Here is a 20,514-nt window from a genome sequence, read left to right on the forward strand (position 1 = left end):
TTTGTATTAAATATAGAATATTAAAATACTTTAAATTAATATTAAGATTAACTTAAGATATTTTATAAGATTTTGTTGTAAAATATAAGTAAGACCCAAAATCTATGATTTTGATGGTCGAAGTCAACTGAAAGTCCAAATTTTTAATTTGGTAACTTGAAGTTATACAGAGTATACACCTACGAACGTCAGTGAGTAGAGTGTTTCATTAAAGGAGTAACGAAATGTCTAAAATTATGATTATAGAAGATGAAGTAACTATTAGGGAAGAGTTGGAAATATTTTTAACTAGGTATGGGTATGAGGTATTAGTTCCAGATGACTTTTCTAATATTATTGATTACGTAAAAAGTAAAAATCCAAACTTAATATTATTAGATATAAACTTACCTATATTTGATGGGTATTATATATGTAGGGAGATACGAAAATTTTCAGAGGTTCCTATAATTATAGTCACTAGTAGAGATAGTGATGTTGATGAGCTTATGAGTATGAACTTAGGGGCTGATGATTTTATAACTAAACCTTATAATACACAGATATTATTGGCAAGAATTGAATCTATATTAAAGAGAGTATACAGAAATTCCACGGTTCAAGATGTATTGGAGTATGGGGATATGAAGTTGAACTTATCTAATGGAACTATAATTTATAATGATAAGGTTATTGAATTAACTAAAAATGAATTGAAAATTCTATCATATTTAATAAAGAATAGAGGAAAAATTGTATCAAGGGAATCTCTTATAAATTATCTTTGGAATTGTGAGATGTTTATTGATGATAATACTTTATCAGTAAATGTTACACGAATTAGAAAAAAGCTAGAGGAGATTGGATTATCTAACATAATTGAAACAAGAAGAGGGTTAGGTTATATAATGGTATGAATATTGTAGAATATATAAAAGAAAGGATACCTTTTCTAATAATAAATTTAGTTTTATTTTTTATTGTTGCAATTTTTATGTATATAGCTAATGTGCCTAAAAGTATAATAATAATAGTATTTTCAATTTGGTTTTTACCATTAGTATCTTATATAGTAATAGAATTAATTAAGAGTAAAAGGTATTTTGATAGTATAAATAATGTATTAGAGAATTTAGATAAAAAGTATTTATTACCAGAGGTTATAGATGAAGCTAATTTTATCGAAGGAAAGATATTAAATAATATTTTAAAAACTCTTAGTAAGGATATGAATGAACGAGTAAAATATTTTAAAGATGAACAGTTAGAATATAGAGAGTATATTGAAACATGGGTTCATGAAATAAAGACACCTATAGCATCAACTAAGTTAATTCTAGAGAATGATGATAGTAAATTAAGTGAAAGAGTTAATTATGAAATTAGAAAAGTAGAAAATTATATTGATCAAGTTTTATATTATGCTCGAAGTAGTGATGTAAGCAAAGATTACATAATTAAAGAATTTGATTTAAGAGCAGTAGTAATGAAATCTATTAAATCAAATTCTAGAGATTTTATAAATAAAAAGATTAAATTAGAGCTAAAAGAAGTAAGTGGAAAGATATTTAGTGATGCAAAATGGATTGAATTTATAATAAATCAGGTAATAGTAAATGCTATTAAATTTTCTGAAGCTAATAAAGGAGTAGTAGAAATCTATTCTGAAGAATATGAAAATAATATAGTACTAACTATAAAAGATAATGGTGTGGGTATAAGTGATAAAGATATAGATAGAGTTTTTGAAAAAGGATTTACTGGAGAGAATGGAAGGCGATTTGGTAAATCTACAGGTATAGGTCTTTATCTTTGTAAAAAGCTTTGTAGCAAATTAGGACTTGGAATAACTATAACTTCTAAAGTAAATGAAGGAACAAAGGTTAATATAGTATTTCCAAAAGGAAGATTTACTGACTTTTAAGCTTAGTTAAGAGTATTTATATATTGTAGTAAATAAGATTATAAAAACTAAAAATATGATAACCATAGTATATGATATTAGAAAAATAATTACTAATACTATATGCTGTGGTTATTTTTATATTTGAAAATAACCACATAGATACATTTTCATATATCTCATATACAAGCATGTGCAATATTGATTAAGGATTTTATCTTACAAATTTGTAACTTATATGAAAGCTTAATCAATATGTGGCTATGATATTTTAGTATAGAATAAATTATGTTGAAAGCAATATTAAAGAATTTAAATATAAAAAGAAAAATGCAAGAAGTTAAATTTATTATAAATTTTGGAGGTAGGAAGAGTGAGGAACATATTAAAAGTAGAGAAAGTAGAAAAGTATTATGGAAATAAAGATAATATAACAAAGGCTATAGATAATATTAGCTTTAGAGTTGATAAAGGGGAATTTGTTGGAATAATGGGTCCATCAGGATCTGGAAAGACAACACTGCTTAATTGTATTTCAACTATAGATACAGTAACTACAGGTAATATAATAATAAATGATAAAGATATAACTAAGATGAAATCAAAGCAATTAGAAAATTTTAGAAAAGATGAATTAGGGTTTATATTTCAAGACTTTAATCTTTTAGATACATTAACTGCATATGAAAATATAGCTTTAGCATTGACTATACAAGGAGTTAAGCCGAGTTTAATAGATGAAAAAATAAAAAATGTTTCAAAAAATCTTGGAATAGAGGAAGTATTAAATAAATATCCATATCAAATGTCAGGAGGACAAAAGCAAAGAGTTGCATCTGCTAGAGCAATTGTAACTGACCCATCATTAATCTTAGCAGATGAACCAACAGGAGCACTAGATTCTAAGTCATCAAGATTATTATTAGATTCTTTCGAAAAATTAAATAAAGATTTAGATGCTACAATACTTATGGTTACTCATGATGCTTTTACAGCAAGTTATGCTCATAGAATTCTATTTATAAAAGATGGAAAAGTTTTTAATGAGTTAGTAAGAGGAAACGATTCAAGAAAAGAATTCTTTAATAGAATAATTGAAGTTGTAACTCTGCTTGGAGGTGATGTTGAGAATGTATTCTAAGATAGCTATAAATAATGTAAAAAGAAGTTTTAAGGATTATGCAATATACTTTTTAACAATATCTTTTGCTGTATGTATATTTTATAGCTTTAACTCTATAGAATCACAAAAAGCATTATTAGATATTAATAAAAATCAAGCAGAATATATAGCACTTATAACGACTTTAATATCATATGTTTCAGTATTTGTATCATTTGTTTTAGGTGGATTAATTCTATATGCAAATAATTTCTTAATAAAGAAAAGAAAAAAAGAACTTGGAATTTATATGACACTTGGAATGAGTAAGAGAAAAATATCAAAGATATTATTAAGTGAAACTTTAATAGTAGGAGTATTATCTCTTTTATCAGGTTTATTATTAGGATTAGGTGTATCACAAGGTCTATCATTATTTACAGCTAAATTATTTGAAGTTGGAATGTCTGAATTTAAATTTGTAGTATCAGGTAGTGCTATTTTAAAAACAGTATTATATTTTGCTTTAATATTTGGTGTTTTAATGATATTTAATACGAGAATTATATCAAAATATAAATTAATTGATATGTTAACTGCAGCAAGAAAAAGTGAAGATATTAAAATAAAAAATCCGATAGTTTCATCAATTATATTTATCATATCTATGATAATTTTATTTACAGCATATTATTTAGTAAGTAAAAGTGGACTAAATATGGAAAAGCTAGGATTTAAGCTTTCAATAGTATTAGGTGTAATAGGAACAGCAGGATTTTTCTATGGAATTTCAGGATTTTTATTATCAATAATTCAAAGAAGTAAGAATATATATCTTAAAAAGTTAAATATTTTTGTTACAAGGCAAATAAGTAGTAAAGTAAATACTAATTTTGTATCAATGACAGTAATTTCACTTATGTTATTTATAACTATAGTACTTTTATCAACAGGGTTAAGCTTTAAAAGTGCTTTAGAAAAAGGTATAGTTGCTCCATATGATGCTTCAATAAAGTTATTTACAGATGAAGATAGCACTTATAAAAGTATGGAGGATGTATTAAAAGAAATTAATTATGAATTTTCTTATAGTGAACCTATATTTATTAATGGATATGTAATTAATGGGATAGATGCTAACACTATACTAAAGGATTATGCAGTAGGAGAGTTTAAAAGGAGCTTAGATGATGGAAAGCACAGATGGGAATATATAGATGCTATTAAGATTTCAGATTATAATAAAATAAGAAGTTTATATGGTGAAGAGCCATTAAATATAAGTGATAATGAAATATTAGTTACATCTAATTTTACATCAGCGAAAGATTCAGTAAAAAACTTTATTGAAAGTAATCCACAGATTAGCATAGCTGGAAAAGAGTATAAGGTAGCTAATAAAGAATATTTAAGCGAAGCAGTATATAACTCTGAAATAGCAGATAATGTGTTAACTATTATAGTGCCAGATGATTTTAAAGATATGACTTTAGATTCAGCATATATGAATATGAATTATAAGAATCCTAATAATCCTACAGAAGAAGAGGAAATGATTAGTTTATTTGATTCTTTAAGTGGATATAAGAGTGAAGGAGCACTTAGTAGTAGTTATACTAGAGGAGAGAAAGATGAAATTCATAATCTACCAATGTTAAGATATACAAAGAAGCAGCTTTATGAACAAAGTAAAGGGCTGACTACAATGATACTTTATATGGGATTATATTTAGGAATTGTATTTTTAATTTCTAGTGCAGCGGTTTTAGCTCTTCAACAATTATCAGAAGCTAGTGATAGTAGTGATAGATACAAGGCATTAAAGAAAATTGGTGCAACAGAAAAGATGATAAATAAAACTATATTTACTCAAACAGTAATTTATTTTGCAATGCCATTAACACTTGCAATAGTAAGCTCAATAGTTGGAATATCGGTAGTTAATAAATTTATAGCTTTATATGGAAAACCTAATATTGTACCAACAGCATTAATGACTTTAGGAATACTTATTGTCGTTTATGGAGGATATTTTTATACAACATATACAGGATATAAGATTATAATTAAAAATTCAAAATAGATAAATAAAGGCTATGTTAAAATCCATTTTAAGAAATTGAAATGATTTTAATATGGTCTTTTTCGATTATTACTTCAAGGTTGGAGCAAATAAAAAATATATTAAATAATATAGAGTATGAGTACAGACAAAGGGTTGTTATTATGGGAAAAAAATCTTTTAAATATAAAAAAAGAAAAAGAGATAAGCAAGAGAAATCTACTTATTATAATGATAAAGAAAGTGAAAAGTTACAACTTCTTGCTGTACAACAATTAGTAATAATACTAAATATATATGGACAAGTATTACTATATAAAGCTACATTATTAGGAGTTGAACTAGTTGAGACACATTTTACAAATAATGAACTTCAAATAGAAGCAGATACTTTGGTAAAGCAGGCAGTCTATATATTTTTAATAACTGGATTATTATCAGCTCAGCTTGCAATGATTAATTATAACCTAGCATATGAAGATATAAATAATGGAGCTGATTATTCGATTCAACCTAATATAGACTTAATTACTGCAAATGTTCTAAATGTAACAGCAGCAATATACTATATAAAAGCTGCCAATGGATTATATGATAGGGATAACTTACAACCTATTTTCGGATTTAGATAAACTTAGACACTAGAAATTAAAGATATTAGCGAAAAACTATCGGGAAATATTGATGAAAATAGTAAATAATGTTAAAATTATGGAGGGGATAATACTATATTATAGCGATGGGGGCAAAAAATGACTAAACGTGTAATATATACAGCAATAATCTTAATAGTATTTTTTATAGGCATTTTTTATAATACAGTAGTACTAGCTGATGAAATTAATCTTTCCAATAAAAAAAATTTAGATAATGGCAAAGTTAACTTTCAAAATATATCTATGAAAGATGGTTTATCTAGTAATGCTATAACTTGTATTTTTCAAGATTCTAAGGGGTATATATGGATAGGAACTGAAGATGGGTTAAATCAATATGATGGGAATGGGGTAAAAGTTTATAATTATGAAAACAGCACAGAAGATGGTTTGAGTTCTACATATATAACAAGTATTGCGGAGGATGAGCAGGGGTATATATGGGTTGGAACTTATGGCGGTTTAAATATCATTGATGGTGAAACAGAAAATATAGTTTGCTATGGTGATAAAAATAACTTGAGCAGCCCATATATAACAGATATTTATAAAGATAGTAATAATACTATGTGGGTAGGAACAGCTTCAGGGTTAAATAGGTATGATTCCGAAAGTGATAAATTTGTTAAATATTATTGGAATGATAGGGATAATGAAATTGCTAATAATTATATTACTGATATAAGTGAAGATGAAAATGGATTTTTATGGATAGCTACTAAATGTGGTATAGGTGGAATAAATATAAATGAATTAGATTATTATGCTAAGAATTTTGGGGAAGAAAATTCTAAGCAAATATACGCAATTGGTAGAAGTATAGATGGATATATGTGGGTTGCTAGTAAAAGTGGGATATATAAACATAATGTATTTGATAAAAAAACTAATATTTATAAAGTTAGATTTGATGATAGTATAGAAAACAGTATCGTTACAGTACTATGTGATATTGAAGGCAATGTATGGCTTGGAACCTCAGATGGACTAGTAAAATATAATGAACAAAATAATACAATTGAAACTTACAAAAAAGACATAGCATTTAATACTAGTCTAATTAGTAATTCTATCACCTGTTTATTTCAAGATAGAAATGGAGTTTTATGGATAGGAACTGATAATGGAGTGAGCATATTAAATACAGCTCAACAGTTTAGTAATAGCATAAATGACGCTTTAAGGAAAATGGATATACCATATAGTAGTATAACATCTATAATCGAGGATAGTAATAACGATTTATGGATAGGTACAGAGAGTAATGGAATAATAAACTTTATTGTAGAAACTAAAGAGACTGTTAGATATATATATGATGAGAATAATAATAACTCATTATCTAGTAATAAAATAAATAATATTTTCGAGATTGAAAAAAATAGATTTTTAATATCTACAGATAGAGGGGTAGATGTTTTATATAAAGATATAAGAAAGATAGAATGTAACGTAACTAGAGACTTAAGAGAAGAGTATACTAATGAAATATTAACTGTTTTTGATGACGGATATGATTTGTGGATAGGTACTAATAACGGTTTTTTTAAAAGTAAAAATGGAACATATGAATTAGTAAACTATAATGAGAATTTTCAAGAGAAAGGAATAGATAATTATAGAGTTGTAGATATCTTTCAAGATGAAAGAGATAAAGATATATTATGGCTAGCGGGAGAACGATATAGCGGACTTATAAAATTTCATAAAACTGATGGTATTATAAAAAACTATGTAACAAGTAAAGACATCACTTCTATTAGCTATGACTTTGTAAATTGTATAGAAGGTGATGGAAATGGAGTTTTGTGGATAGGAACAAATTCAGGATTAAATAAATTTGATATAGAAACTGAAACATTTATAAGATATTCTCAAAAAGATGGACTAGTTAGTGATTATATAAATTCAATTGAAATAGATAGTTGTGGAAACTTATGGCTAGGAACAAATAATGGATTAAGTAAATTTAATATTGAAGAAAATAAATTTATAAATTTTTCTGAAATAGATGGAATTCAAGGAAGCCACTTCAATAGAGGGGTAAGCTTAAATATGGAGTGTGGTCAGGTACTATTTGGAACATCTACTGGAGTAGTATCTTTTAATCCAATGGAGATTAATGAAGATACATATAGAAATGAAAATGTTGTAATAGGAAAAGTAAGAATAAATGGTGAGTTAATTACTTTGGGGGATAAGAACCTAAATTTAAAGTACAATGAGAACAACATAATGTTTCAATATTTCCTTCCTGAGTATGGAAGATTAGGAGAGATAAATTATTTATACAAGCTTGAAGGAGTAGATGATGAGTGGAAATATATTAATAGAGGGTTATTTTTAAACTATACATTATTATCACCAGGTAACTACACTTTTAAAGTAAAGGCTATGAATAATACTGGAGACATTACAGAAGAAACAAGTTTAAATTTTACGATAAATAGTCCTATTTGGAAAACTAAAGCAGCATATTGTTTTTATATTTTTATTTTTTTAGCTATAATCTACTTTATATGGAACAGAGTTAAATTATTAAAAGCTATAGTTGAAAAACAGACTAAAGAAATAAATCGTCAGATGGATGAAAATAAAAAATTATATGAAAGAAGTTTAAAAAATGAGAAATTTAAAAATGATTATTTTGTAAATCTTTCTCACGAGTTAAGAACTCCTATAAATATAATATTATCTGTTTTACAATTGTTAAATTCTTTAGAGGATAGTGGAAATGTTACTAAAGAAAAAGCAAAACATTATATGGATGTAATAAAGAAAAGCTCTAATAATTTATTAAAGATTATAAATGATATTATAGATAGTTCAAAGATAGAGTCTGGAGCTTATAAAATAAATAAACAAGATAATGTAGATATAGTTTATTTAGTAGAAGAAACAGCTCTTAATATGAGCGATTATATAAAAGAAAAAGGACTTGAACTAATAATTGACCCAGAGATAGAAGAAAAAACAATATGTTGCGACCCAAAAGAAATAGAAAGATGTATTATAAATCTTATTGGAAATGCGGTTAAATTCACTGAAAGTGGTGGAAGAATTAGTATTGTAATTAAAGAAAATGAGAATTTTGTAAGCATTTCTGTTGAAGATACTGGACTTGGTATATCAAAAGATGACCAAGAGTTCATTTTTAACAGATTTGAGCAAGGAAAAGGTTCTGATTCAACTAAAGTAAGTAGTAGTGGGATAGGTTTAACATTAGTTAAATATATAGTAGAGCTTCATAATGGTAATGTTTCATTAGAAAGTGAAGAAAATCAGGGAAGTAAATTTACAATAACTTTACCTTTAGTTTAATTCTAGAAGGTAACTTTACAACTTAATAATTAAATTAAATTAGCATGTATATTTATGGAGATATATATGCTAATTTTTTATTAAATATAAGAATTAATTAATTAAATAAAGAAAAGATAATAAAGAAATAAATATATACTTAGGAGATTATTAATGGAAAGATTAGCAGAATTAATAAATAATTATGGATATATTATTATTTTTTTATCATTATTTTTAGAATTGATAGCATTACCACTACCAGGAGAAATCTTAATGGGATACTGTGGATTTCTTATTTATAATGGAAGTTTGAATTACACGTTAAGTATTATAACAGCAGCACTAGGAGCTATATGTGGTATAACATTATCATATTTTATTGGTAAATTATTAGGAGTTCCGTTTTTTCATAAGTATGGTAAATATGTTCATCTCACTCCAGAAAAGTTAGATAAAATATCAGGATGGTTTGATAGATTTGGAAATAAATTATTGACTATAGCTTACTTTATACCTGGAGTAAGACATATTACTGGATATGTATCAGGAATAACCAATATATCTTTTAGTAAATTTGCCATTCATGCCTATATAGGTGCATTTATTTGGGCTATAACATTTATTACTATTGGTAAAGCATTAGGTGAAGATTGGAATTATTTACATAAGTATGCTACAAAGTACTTAATTATAGGAGCAATATTATTAGGGATTATCATAGTAGCTATATATGGTTATAAGAGATATGAAAAAGAGATAAAGAAATATATTTACTTATATATGAAAAATATAATTTCGGTTTATAATTCAATTAAGAAAGTTGAATTAGGCATAGTTATTGCAGGGATAGTGTATATAGCTTTAATAATAGTTACTTTTAAATTAATAGATGAGCATTTATCAAATGAAATGAGCTTATTTGATAGTATAACCTATAGAATTTTTAGAGGTGTTTTTTCAAAGAGTTTTATAGAGGTTATAAGTGGATTTAAAAATTTATCATCTGTATATATTGTAATCTTGGTAAGTATTTTAATGGTTGGGTGGATAACAGTAAAGCAAAGTCAGAAAGTAAAAAATATATTATTTATAATTTTTACAATTCTAGGTGGAGAGATATTTGTTGACATTTCTAACTATATATTTAAGAAGAGTAATTCAGCTATAGATATAGGAAGTATTTATAATAGCTTTCCAAGTAAAGATGTTTTTATAGTTTCTATTTTATTTGGGATTATTACATATTATATATTAAGGCAAAGTTATAGTAAAATTATAAAAACTATATCGATGATTATACTTATATCTATTTGTGCTTTTGTAGGAATAAGTGATATATATTTAAAAATTCAATATGCTAGTGGTGTAATTGCAGCTTATTTATTTGCTACTCTTTGGATTATCTTATGTATCACAATTTTAGAATTATGGAGTATTATACCTGAAGCTGCAAGTAAGTTAGAGGATTAGCAAAAGGTATAAGGAATTTTTTAGCTTTGACATCTATTTGTAATGTTTATATTATAAAATTAATATGATAATTTATATTTTAGGAATCATGGAAAATGGATGGAGGAGAGATAAAGTTATATGCCTATAAGTATGAGAGAGGAAGTTAATAATAGAGTTACAAGAAATAGAAAAAGAAAACGCAGAAAGTATATAGTAGCAGGAGTTATTATTATAACTACTTTTGGAATATATAAAATTAATTATTATTGCAAACAAAAGGAAGTGGCAAGTGTAATTATTGAAGAAAATAAATATATAGAGAATGAAGAAGCAACTATTAAAAATAGTAGATCAGCGTCTAATGAATACTTAATGTTGATTAATAAGGAAAGTGGTATAAACCAAAACTATATACCTCCGGATTTAGTAATTCCAAATGTTAAATTTAGAGTAGCTGATGATATGTGCAGAGAAATGAGAGTAGATGCTGCAAAAGCTTTAGAAAATATGTTTAATGATGCAATGAAAGAAGGAATAAACTTAATTGCAATTTCAGGATATAGATCATATGAGTATCAACAAGAAGTTTATGATAGAAGCGTTGCAATAGAAGGTCAGGAGTATACAAATAACTATGTTGCTGTACCAGGAACAAGCGAGCATCAAACTGGATTAGTAATGGATTTATTATCAGATGAATATTTAAGTTTAGATGAGGGCTTTGAGAATACAAGAGCTTTTCAGTGGCTTAAGGAGAATATGAGTAATTATGGATTTATACTTAGATATCCTAAAGGAAAAGAAGATATAACAGGATATGATTATGAACCATGGCATTTGAGGTATGTTGGAGTTGATGTTGCAGAAGAGATAATGAGTAAAGGCATAACCTTAGAAGAATATTTAAATAGTTAGTATTATATATATTTATAATACTAGGATTACAGTAAGAATGTATAAAAACTTCTAAAGAAAGATATTTTCTTTAGAGTTTTTTTTATTACATAAAGATTAGATATGCCAAAGTTTAATTTATAGATAAGTGATGAATATTATATGTGATAAAGTTACACAAGGTAAGGTAAAATGATAACAATTGCTGGTGTGAGGAATATAATTTATTAAGTGATAATTAATTTATCAACTTAAATGAATTATAGGAGAGTAAGAAGATGAAAGTCATTAATGAATCAGAATTTGTAAATGAAGTTAAAGATGGATTAGTTTTAGTAGATTTTTATGCAGAATGGTGTGGCCCATGTAAGATGCTTTCACCAGTTTTAGAACAAATAAATAAAGAAAATAAGGATATTAAAGTTGTTAAGGTTAATATTGATAATTCAAGAAATATAGCATCATATTATCAAATACAATCAATACCAACTTTAGTTTTATTGAAGGATGGACAATTTATCCATAGGATGATAGGTTTCAATCCTAAGAAAAAAATAGAAGAGTTTATAGCAAGAGGAAAATAAATTAATAAAATCACATAGAGATTTTATTTAAGTAAATTTCTGTGTGATTTATTTTTATATTTAGTAATATAATTAATTTATTAAATCAATTACAATATTAACATTATTTAAATGTTTTCATAAAGAATTGAAAAAATATTTATAAAATTTATAAATATTTGTTCCATTTTCAATAAAATGGTTGTATAATATGAATATATTAAATTAATATTTTGAGTGAACAAAGGCGTTCAATAGAGGGATAATCCCTATTCTATTGTCGTCTTTTTTTTTATTATAAAGGGGGAATATATTATGTCAAAGTATACAAGGGAAGATATTTTAAGATTAGTAGAGGAGAATGACATTAAGTTTATAAGATTGCAATTCACAGATATATTTGGATTCTTAAAAAATGTAGCTATTACTGATAGACAATTAGAGAAGGCCTTGGACAATAATATAATGTTTGATGGTTCATCTATTTCAGGATTTGTAAGAATTGAAGAATCAGATATGTATTTAAGACCAGATTTAGATACATTTTCTATATTACCATGGAGACCACAACATGGAAGAGTTGCTAGATTAATTTGTGATGTTTATACTCCTGAAGGACATGCTTTTGAAGGAGATCCAAGAAATATATTAAAGAAAGTATTAAAAGAAGCAGAGGATATGGGATATAGCTTTAATGTAGGGCCAGAATGTGAATTTTTCTTATTAGAAACTGATGAGAAGGGAAGACCAAAGTTAGAAACTCAAGATAAATCAGGATATTTTGATTTAAGCCCATTAGAAGGTGCTGAAAATGCAAGAAGAGATATGTGCATGATGTTAGAAGATATGGGATTTGAAATAGAAGCTTCTCATCATGAAGTAGCATATGGTCAAAATGAAATAGATTTTAAATATGCTGATGCATTAACTACAGCAGATAGTATTATGACATTTAAGTTAGTAGTTAAATCAGTAGCTCAAAGACATGGAGTATATGCAACATTTATGCCTAAGCCTTTCTTCGGAATAAATGGATCAGGAATGCACGTAAATATGTCTCTTATGAAAGATGGTAAGAATGCATTTTATGATGAAAGTGATAAATTAGCTTTAAGCAAAGATGCATATAGCTTTATAGCAGGACTTATGAAGCATGTAAAAGAATTAACTGCTATAACAAATCCATTAGTTAATTCTTATAAGAGATTAGTGCCTGATTACGAAGCACCAGTTTATATTGCATGGTCAGCAAAAAATAGAAGTCCACTTATAAGAGTTCCAGCAACTAGAGGAGCAGGTACAAGAATAGAATTAAGATGCCCAGATCCAAGTGCAAACCCATATTTAGCTCTAGCTTGTCTTTTAGCAGCGGGATTAGATGGAATTAAAAATAATTTAACACCACCAGCGTCAATTGAAAAGAATATATTCGGAATGAGTGTTGAAGAAAGAAAGAAAGAAGGTATAGAAAGTTTACCAGGAAGCTTAGAAGAATCTATTAAGTATATGGAAGAAAGTGAATTAATAAGAAAAACTTTAGGTGACCATACTTTCTATAATTATATTAAAGCTAAAAAAATAGAATGGGATGAGTACAGAACTAAGGTAACTCCATGGGAAATTGATAATTATTTAGAGCAATATTAAGATATTGTTAGATTAATAGTATTAAAGTAGAAATTCTATCAGCTAAATATATAACATATACTTAAGCTGAAAGAATTTTTGCTTAATACGATTTTAAGCATCTGTTTGATTGGAGGGAAAATATGCAAGAAAGAATTGTAATAGCTATAAATAATCTTGATGTTGCAGACAAATTAAGAATGGTATTATCTAACGCAGGATATTACATAGTTGCTACTACAAAGTCAGGAAATGAACTTACTAGAATAGTTAGAAGCAATGATATAAGTATTGTTTTAATTGGGTATAAGCTAAGTGATATGACTATCATGGATGTGTATGATAATATTGGAGAATTAACTAGTTTTTTAGCAATAGTTAATGAACAACATAAGGCTTATATACAGGAAGAAGTAGATATTTTTTGCATAACAAGTCCTATAAATAATGCAGTACTTCTAAATTCCATAGATATGGTGATACAAAGTCAAAGAAGATTTGGAATTTATAAGAAGAAAATTCATTCTTTAGAGCAGAAGATTGAAGATAGAAAATTTATTGATAAAGCAAAAGGTAAATTAATGAAAATAGAAGCTATTAGTGAGGAAGAGGCTTTTAGATATATTCAAAAACAAGCTATGGATAGAAGGAAAACTATAAGAGAAATAGCTGATGAAATATTAGATGAGATATAATTGGATTTTGTCCAAGCTAAATGGAGGGGTGTATGCATAAGGATTGTGGTTTATACAAAGGGGTATTTGAGCATGATGCGTGTGGAATAGGAGCTATAGCCAATATAAATGGTGAAAAAACTCATAAGACCATAGAGGATGCTCTTAATATATTAATAAATTTAGAGCATAGAGGTGGATCTGATGAAAACTCTGGTGATGGTGCTGGAATACTGTTGCAGATACCACATAGATTTTTTAAAGAAGAAGCTCAAAATTTAGGATTCATCTTACCTAAAGAGGGAGAATATGCTGTTGGTATGTTCTTTTTTTCAAATGATGAAGTTGAAAGAAATGAAACTATAAGATTGTTTGAAAATGTTGCTACTGAAGAAGGTTTAAAGATTTTAGCTTGGAGAGAAGTACCATATGATACAAATGGCTTAGGGGTAGAGGCTTTAAAAACTATGCCATATTTTAAGCAAGTTATAATTGAGAAGCCTAAAAATATATTTTCAGGAATGGATTTTGAAAGAAGATTATATGTTTTAAGAAGAAGTTTTGAAAAAAGAGTTAAGGATGAGAAGACATATGTAGTTTCTCTATCTTCAAAAACTATTGTGTATAAAGGGATGTTGTTAGCTGGACAACTTAAAAACTTTTATAAGGATTTAACAAATCAAAAAATTGAATCAGCTATAGCCATGGTTCACTCTAGATATAGTACAAATACAGTTCCAAACTGGGAGAGAGCTCATCCTAATAGGTATATAATTCATAATGGTGAAATTAACACACTAAGAGGTAATGTAAATAAATTATATTCAAGAGAAGAGACTATAACCTCAAGAGTTTTAGGAGATGAAATTAAAAAAGTATTACCAATTATAAATAAAGAAAGTTCTGACTCAGCTATTTTAGATAATACTTTAGAGTTTTTAACTATGAATGGTAGAGATATGGCAAGAGCTGTGATGATGTTAATTCCAGAGCCTTGGGTTAAGAATACTAGAGTTACAGAAAAGAAAAAAGCTTTTTATGAATATAATGGAACTTTAATGGAACCTTGGGATGGACCTGCTGCTATTGTTTTTTCTGATGGAGATAAAATGGGGGCTGTTTTAGATAGAAATGGTTTAAGACCAGCAAGATATTATATTACTAAAAATGATACCTTAATTCTTTCTTCAGAAGTTGGGGCATTAGATATAAAAAATGAAGATATAAGATATAAAGGTAGATTAACTCCGGGTAAGATGTTACTGGTAGATACTAAGAAGGGAAAACTTATTGAAGATAAAGAGTTAAAAGAAAGATATTATATGCAACATCCATATGATGAATGGTTAAGTGAAGGATTAGTTACATTAGATTCTTTATATGAAAGTAGAGTTGAAGAGATTGAAAGAGAAAGAAGAGGGAAACTCTTTAAAGCTTTTGGTTATAGCTATGAGGATTTAACAGGTACAATTTTACCAATGATGGAAAGTGGAGAAGAACCTTTAGGTTCAATGGGGATAGATACTCCACTGGCAGTTCTTTCGAAGAGAGAGCAACCTTTATTTAATTACTTCAAGCAATTATTTGCTCAAGTAACAAATCCACCTATTGATGCTATAAGAGAAGAAGTTGTGACATCTACTAATGTTTATTTAGGTACAGGTGGAAATATATTAGAAGATAAAAAGGATAATTGTAATTTAATTAAGTTAAATGATCCTATATTATCTGATGAAGATTTAGCAAAGATAAAGGCAATGTATGATGATAATTTTAAGGTTAAGGTATTAGAGATAGTATATGAAAAGACAAGTTCTGATAAAGATCTAGAAAAAGCTTTAGATAATCTGTTTGAAAATGCTTATAGTTCATATAAAGAAGGATATAATTTGTTTATTTTAAGTGATAAGAAGGTAAATGAAACTCAGATTCCAATACCATCTTTATTAGCAGTTTCAGGATTGCATAGATTTTTTATAAATAAAGGAATACGAACTGCTGTAGATATAATTGTTGAAAGTGGGGAGCCAAGAGAGGTACATCATTTTGCTACTCTTTTAGGATTTGGCGCTTCAGCAATAAATCCGTATTTACTTTATGAATCAGTACAAGAATGTAAAGAGATAGGCTTAACAAATATAGAGTATAAAAAGGCTGTTAAAAATATAAACAAAGCATTAGTTAAAGGAATAATCAAGATATGCTCTAAAATGGGGATATCAACTATTCAATCTTACCAAGGAGCACAGATATTTGAAGCTTTAGGTATAAAGGAAGATGTTATAAACAAGTATTTTACAAAGACAGTAAGTAGAATAGGTGGAATAGGGTTAGAAGAAATCCATAAAGAAACTTTAATGAAGCATAAGAAAGCTTTCGATAAGTACTATAATAATTTTGATTTTTCATTAGAAAGTAATGGGATGTATAAAGAAAGAAGCGGAAAAGAAGAGCATTTATATAATCCGTTAACTATTCATAAGTTACAAGAATCTACTAAAAAGAATGATTATAATTTATTTAAAGAGTATTCAGCTTTATTAAATAAAGAGAATAATGAAATAACTTTAAGAAGTTTATTAGATTTTAACTTTGAAGAAAATCCTATACCTATTGATGAAGTTGAATCTATAGAGTCTATAGTAAAAAGATTTAAAACAGGGGCAATGTCATATGGGTCTATATCAAAAGAGGCTCATGAAGCTTTAGCAATAGCAATGAATAGAATTGGGGGCAAATCAAATACAGGCGAAGGTGGAGAAGATAGTTCTCGATATATATTAGACAAAAATGGAGATTCTAGAAGATCAGCAATTAAGCAAATAGCTTCTGGTAGGTTTGGGGTAACCACAGAATATTTAGTAAATGCTGATGAGATTCAAATTAAAATGGCTCAAGGTGCAAAGCCAGGTGAGGGAGGACATCTTCCTTCAAAGAAAGTATATCCATGGATAGCTAAAACTAGGGGATCTACACCAGCAGTTGAATTAATCTCACCGCCACCACATCACGATATTTACTCAATAGAAGATTTGGCTCAACTTATATATGATTTAAAAAATGCTAATAGAAAAGCTAGAATATCAGTAAAACTTGTAGCAGAATCAGGAGTAGGAACTATAGCTTCAGGGGTAGCTAAAGGTGGAGCTGATGTAATTTTAATTTCAGGATATGATGGTGGTACAGGGGCAGCACCAAGAACATCAATACAACATGCTGGGATACCGTGGGAGTTAGGAGTAGCAGAAGCAAATCAAACGTTATTATTAAATGGGTTAAGAGATAGAGTTACTATTGAAGTGGATGGAAAGCTCATGACTGGTAGGGATGTTGCTATAGCAGCTCTTCTTGGGGCAGAGGAGTTTGGATTTGCAACAGCACCGTTAGTAACATTAGGTTGTGTAATGATGAGAGTTTGTAACTTAGATACTTGTCCAGTAGGAATAGCTACTCAAAATGAAGAGCTTAGAAAAAGGTTTAAAGGAAAACCAGAGTACGTAGTTAATTTTATGTATTTCATAGCTCAAGAATTAAGAGAATATATGGCCAAACTAGGTTTCAGAAATGTTGAAGATATGATTGGTAGAGTAGATAAGCTTAGGCAAAGAGATGATTTAAAAGGGTTTAAAGGTAGCAAGGTTGATTTATCTTCAGTTTTATATGTTGATGAAAGATTTAAAGGTAAATCAGTAGTGAGAGATAAGAATAGAAAGAGTTATAACCTAGATAAAGTTATAGATACAACTTTATTACTACCTATGGTAAGTGAAGCTATAGAGAAAAAAGAAAATTTAGTTTTAAATATAGATATTAGAAATATCCACAGAACTTTAGGGACAATACTAGGTTCAGAACTAACTAGAAGATACGGAAAAGATGCTATGCAAGATGAAACTGTAAGAATTAAATGTAATGGTTCTGCAGGGCAAAGCTTTGGTGCGTTTGTACCTAGAGGAATTACTTTAGAAGTTATAGGTGATGCCAATGACTACTTTGGAAAAGGATTATCTGGTGGAAAGCTTATAGTGTCTAAGCCTAAGGAATGTACATTAGAAGGTGAAGATAATGTAATAATTGGAAATGTAGCACTTTATGGAGCAACTAGTGGTAAAGCTTTCATTAATGGTGTAGCAGGAGAGAGATTTGCAGTTAGAAATTCAGGAGCAATATCAGTAGTTGAAGGTGTTGGAGACCATGGTTTAGAGTATATGACCGGTGGGACAGTAGTTATTTTAGGTGAAATGGGAATTAACTTTGCTGCAGGTATGAGCGGTGGAGTTGCTTATGTTTATGATAGTAAACTTATTTTAGAAAATAGAGTAAATAAAGATATGGTATCTATAGAAGGTCTAAATTATGATGAAGTAATGGAAGTTAGAGATCTTATAAGAGAACATTATAAAGAGACAAACTCTAAGATTGCTAAAAATATCTTGGATAATTTTGACTTTGAATCAGGATACTTTAAGAAAGTAATGCCAAAGGATTATGCTAAGATTATAAAATTAATAAATGAAAAAGTTAAGAGTGGATTAAGTAAAGCTGATGCAGCTTTAGAAGCTTTTTATGAAAGGAGTGGAGTTTAATATGGGAAGGCCTGATGGATTTTTAGTATATGAAAGAGAAGCAGGAGAAAATATAGCTCCACTAGATAGAATTAATAATTATGATGAATTTCATAAGAGCTTAAGTGAAGATAAGCAAAAAGAACAAGGGGCTAGATGTATGGATTGTGGAATTCCATATTGTCAAAGTGGTATTTTAATAAATAATAGAGTATCTGGTTGTCCTCTAAACAACTTAATCCCTGAATTTAATCACTTATTATATAAAGGTAATTATAAATTGGCATTACAAAGATTATTAATGACAAATCCATTTCCAGAGTTTACTGGAAGAGTATGTCCAGCGCCTTGTGAACATGGATGTACAGTTGGACTTAATGGTGTATCAGTTAGCATAAAGGAAAATGAAAGATTTATAATAGATAAAGCTTTTAGCAATGGAACAATGCAGGCAAAACCCCCCATATGTAGAACGGGAAAAACTATTGCTATAGTAGGTTCAGGTCCAGCAGGACTTTCAGCAGCTTATATTCTAAATAAGTTAGGACATACAGTTACTGTTTATGAAAGGGAAGATAGAGTTGGGGGACTACTTATGTATGGTATACCTAATATGAAGCTAGATAAATCCGTTGTAAATCGTAGAGTTATGTTAATGAAAGAAGAAGGAGTAAACTTTTTAACTGGGGTAGATGTTGGAAAAGAGAGCAAGGTAACTTCTATGATACTCAATAATTATGACTCAGTTATATTAGCAACAGGAGCACCAAAACCTAGAGATTTAAATGTTAAAGGTAGAGAGTTAAGAGGTATAGAGTTTGCTGTAGATTATCTAAAAGAAAATACAAGAACTTTATTATCACCGAAAATAGATAATAATAATTATATAGATGCAAAGAATAAAAATGTATTAATTATTGGTGGAGGAGATACAGGAACAGATTGTGTTGCGACAGCTTTAAGACAAGGAGCTAAATCTATAATGCAACTAGAAATAACAGATAAGCCACCAAAATCAAGGAGTGATAATAATCCTTGGCCACAATGGGCAAATATTTTTAAAGAAGATTATGGTCAAGAAGAGTATGTAGCTAAGTTTGGGAAAGATCCAAGAAAATATTTAACTTCAGTAAAAGAGTTAATTGGTGATGAAAACGGCAATGTTAAAAAAGCTGTAATAACAAACGTAAAATGGGAAAAAACTGAAGATAATAGAGTTGTACCTATACTAGTAGAAAATAGTGAAAAATTAATAGATGTAGATTTAGTTTTGATTGCTATGGGATTTTTAGGCTCTGAAGATTATTTAGCTCAAGTATTAGAAATAGAATTAAATAATAGAGGAAATATAAAAGCTGATGATAAAAGCTATAAAACAAATAAAAATAATATATTTGTTTGTGGAGATGCTAGAAGAGGTCAATCTTTAGTGGTATGGGCTATAAGAGAAGGAATAGATGTAGCTTATAATGTTCATAAATATCTTGTTAAATAGGATTAAAGGATGTCCAATTTGGACATCCTTTATATGCGTAATAGAAATAAATTTTTCATGTTAATATGTTTGCACTAGGAACTAGTTTAATTTTCTGAACTAAGTTGAGCTATTCCTAATGATGTAAGACCAATTGATAATAGAGTTATAGATGTGTTTATATCAATAGTTGTTATAATTGATAAAGCTAAAGTTGCTACTCCCATAGATAAACCAACTGCTTTGAAAATAGTATTAATA

General features: G+C 27.9%; 13 protein-coding genes. All 13 read left to right on the forward strand.

Translation table 11 applies throughout. The annotated features are described in order from the left end of the window. The first annotated feature begins 224 nt into the window (after window positions 1-224). The 13 genes from LQE93_RS05305 (at window position 225) to LQE93_RS05365 (ending at window position 20,274) form a co-directional block, all read left to right on the forward strand. Window positions 225-896: a response regulator transcription factor gene (locus tag LQE93_RS05305; protein ID WP_231072449.1), complete on the forward strand. Its 672-nt coding sequence runs from the start codon at window positions 225-227 to the stop codon at window positions 894-896. Further along, a complete protein-coding gene (locus LQE93_RS05310; protein WP_231072451.1) occupies window positions 893-1,903 on the forward strand; it encodes a sensor histidine kinase in 1,011 nt (336 codons plus the stop codon). Before LQE93_RS05305 ends, LQE93_RS05310 begins: the two co-directional genes overlap by 4 nt. Window positions 1,904-2,255: 352 nt before the next feature. Then, window positions 2,256-3,023, forward strand: a complete 768-nt coding sequence (locus tag LQE93_RS05315; protein ID WP_055263725.1) for an ABC transporter ATP-binding protein — start codon at window positions 2,256-2,258, stop codon at window positions 3,021-3,023. Beyond that, the gene (locus LQE93_RS05320) at window positions 3,013-5,067 is read left to right on the forward strand and encodes an FtsX-like permease family protein (protein ID WP_055263723.1); all 2,055 of its coding nucleotides are present in this window, start codon (window positions 3,013-3,015) and stop codon (window positions 5,065-5,067) included. Before LQE93_RS05315 ends, LQE93_RS05320 begins: the two co-directional genes overlap by 11 nt. Before the next feature lie 143 nt (window positions 5,068-5,210). After that, complete coding sequence (locus LQE93_RS05325) at window positions 5,211-5,678, forward strand: hypothetical protein (protein ID WP_231072453.1); 468 nt, start codon at window positions 5,211-5,213, stop codon at window positions 5,676-5,678. A gap of 120 nt (window positions 5,679-5,798) precedes the next feature. Continuing rightward, a complete protein-coding gene (locus LQE93_RS05330) occupies window positions 5,799-9,023 on the forward strand; it encodes a ligand-binding sensor domain-containing protein (RefSeq protein ID WP_231072455.1) in 3,225 nt (1,074 codons plus the stop codon). 153 nt (window positions 9,024-9,176) lie between these two features. Next, window positions 9,177-10,475: a VTT domain-containing protein gene (locus tag LQE93_RS05335; RefSeq protein ID WP_231072462.1), complete on the forward strand. Its 1,299-nt coding sequence runs from the start codon at window positions 9,177-9,179 to the stop codon at window positions 10,473-10,475. 120 nt (window positions 10,476-10,595) lie between these two features. Next, a complete protein-coding gene (locus tag LQE93_RS05340; RefSeq protein ID WP_231072464.1) occupies window positions 10,596-11,372 on the forward strand; it encodes a M15 family metallopeptidase in 777 nt (258 codons plus the stop codon). 257 nt (window positions 11,373-11,629) lie between these two features. Continuing rightward, a complete protein-coding gene (trxA, locus tag LQE93_RS05345; protein ID WP_055263713.1) occupies window positions 11,630-11,935 on the forward strand; it encodes a thioredoxin in 306 nt (101 codons plus the stop codon). Between the two features lie 294 nt (window positions 11,936-12,229). Continuing rightward, window positions 12,230-13,561, forward strand: coding sequence for a type I glutamate--ammonia ligase (gene glnA, locus LQE93_RS05350; protein WP_055263711.1), 1,332 nt, complete (start codon window positions 12,230-12,232; stop codon window positions 13,559-13,561). Window positions 13,562-13,683: 122 nt separating this feature from the next. Continuing rightward, a complete protein-coding gene (locus LQE93_RS05355) occupies window positions 13,684-14,235 on the forward strand; it encodes an ANTAR domain-containing response regulator (RefSeq protein ID WP_055263709.1) in 552 nt (183 codons plus the stop codon). Between the two features lie 20 nt (window positions 14,236-14,255). Next, the gene (gltB, locus tag LQE93_RS05360) at window positions 14,256-18,800 is read left to right on the forward strand and encodes a glutamate synthase large subunit (RefSeq protein WP_442870535.1); all 4,545 of its coding nucleotides are present in this window, start codon (window positions 14,256-14,258) and stop codon (window positions 18,798-18,800) included. Between the two features lies 1 nt (window position 18,801). Beyond that, a complete protein-coding gene (locus tag LQE93_RS05365; protein ID WP_231072474.1) occupies window positions 18,802-20,274 on the forward strand; it encodes a glutamate synthase subunit beta in 1,473 nt (490 codons plus the stop codon). Window positions 20,275-20,514: the final 240 nt, after the last annotated feature.

Source organism: Clostridium sp. NSJ-145 (assembly GCF_021044725.1).
GTDB classification, from domain to species: domain Bacteria; phylum Bacillota; class Clostridia; order Clostridiales; family Clostridiaceae; genus Clostridium; species Clostridium disporicum_B.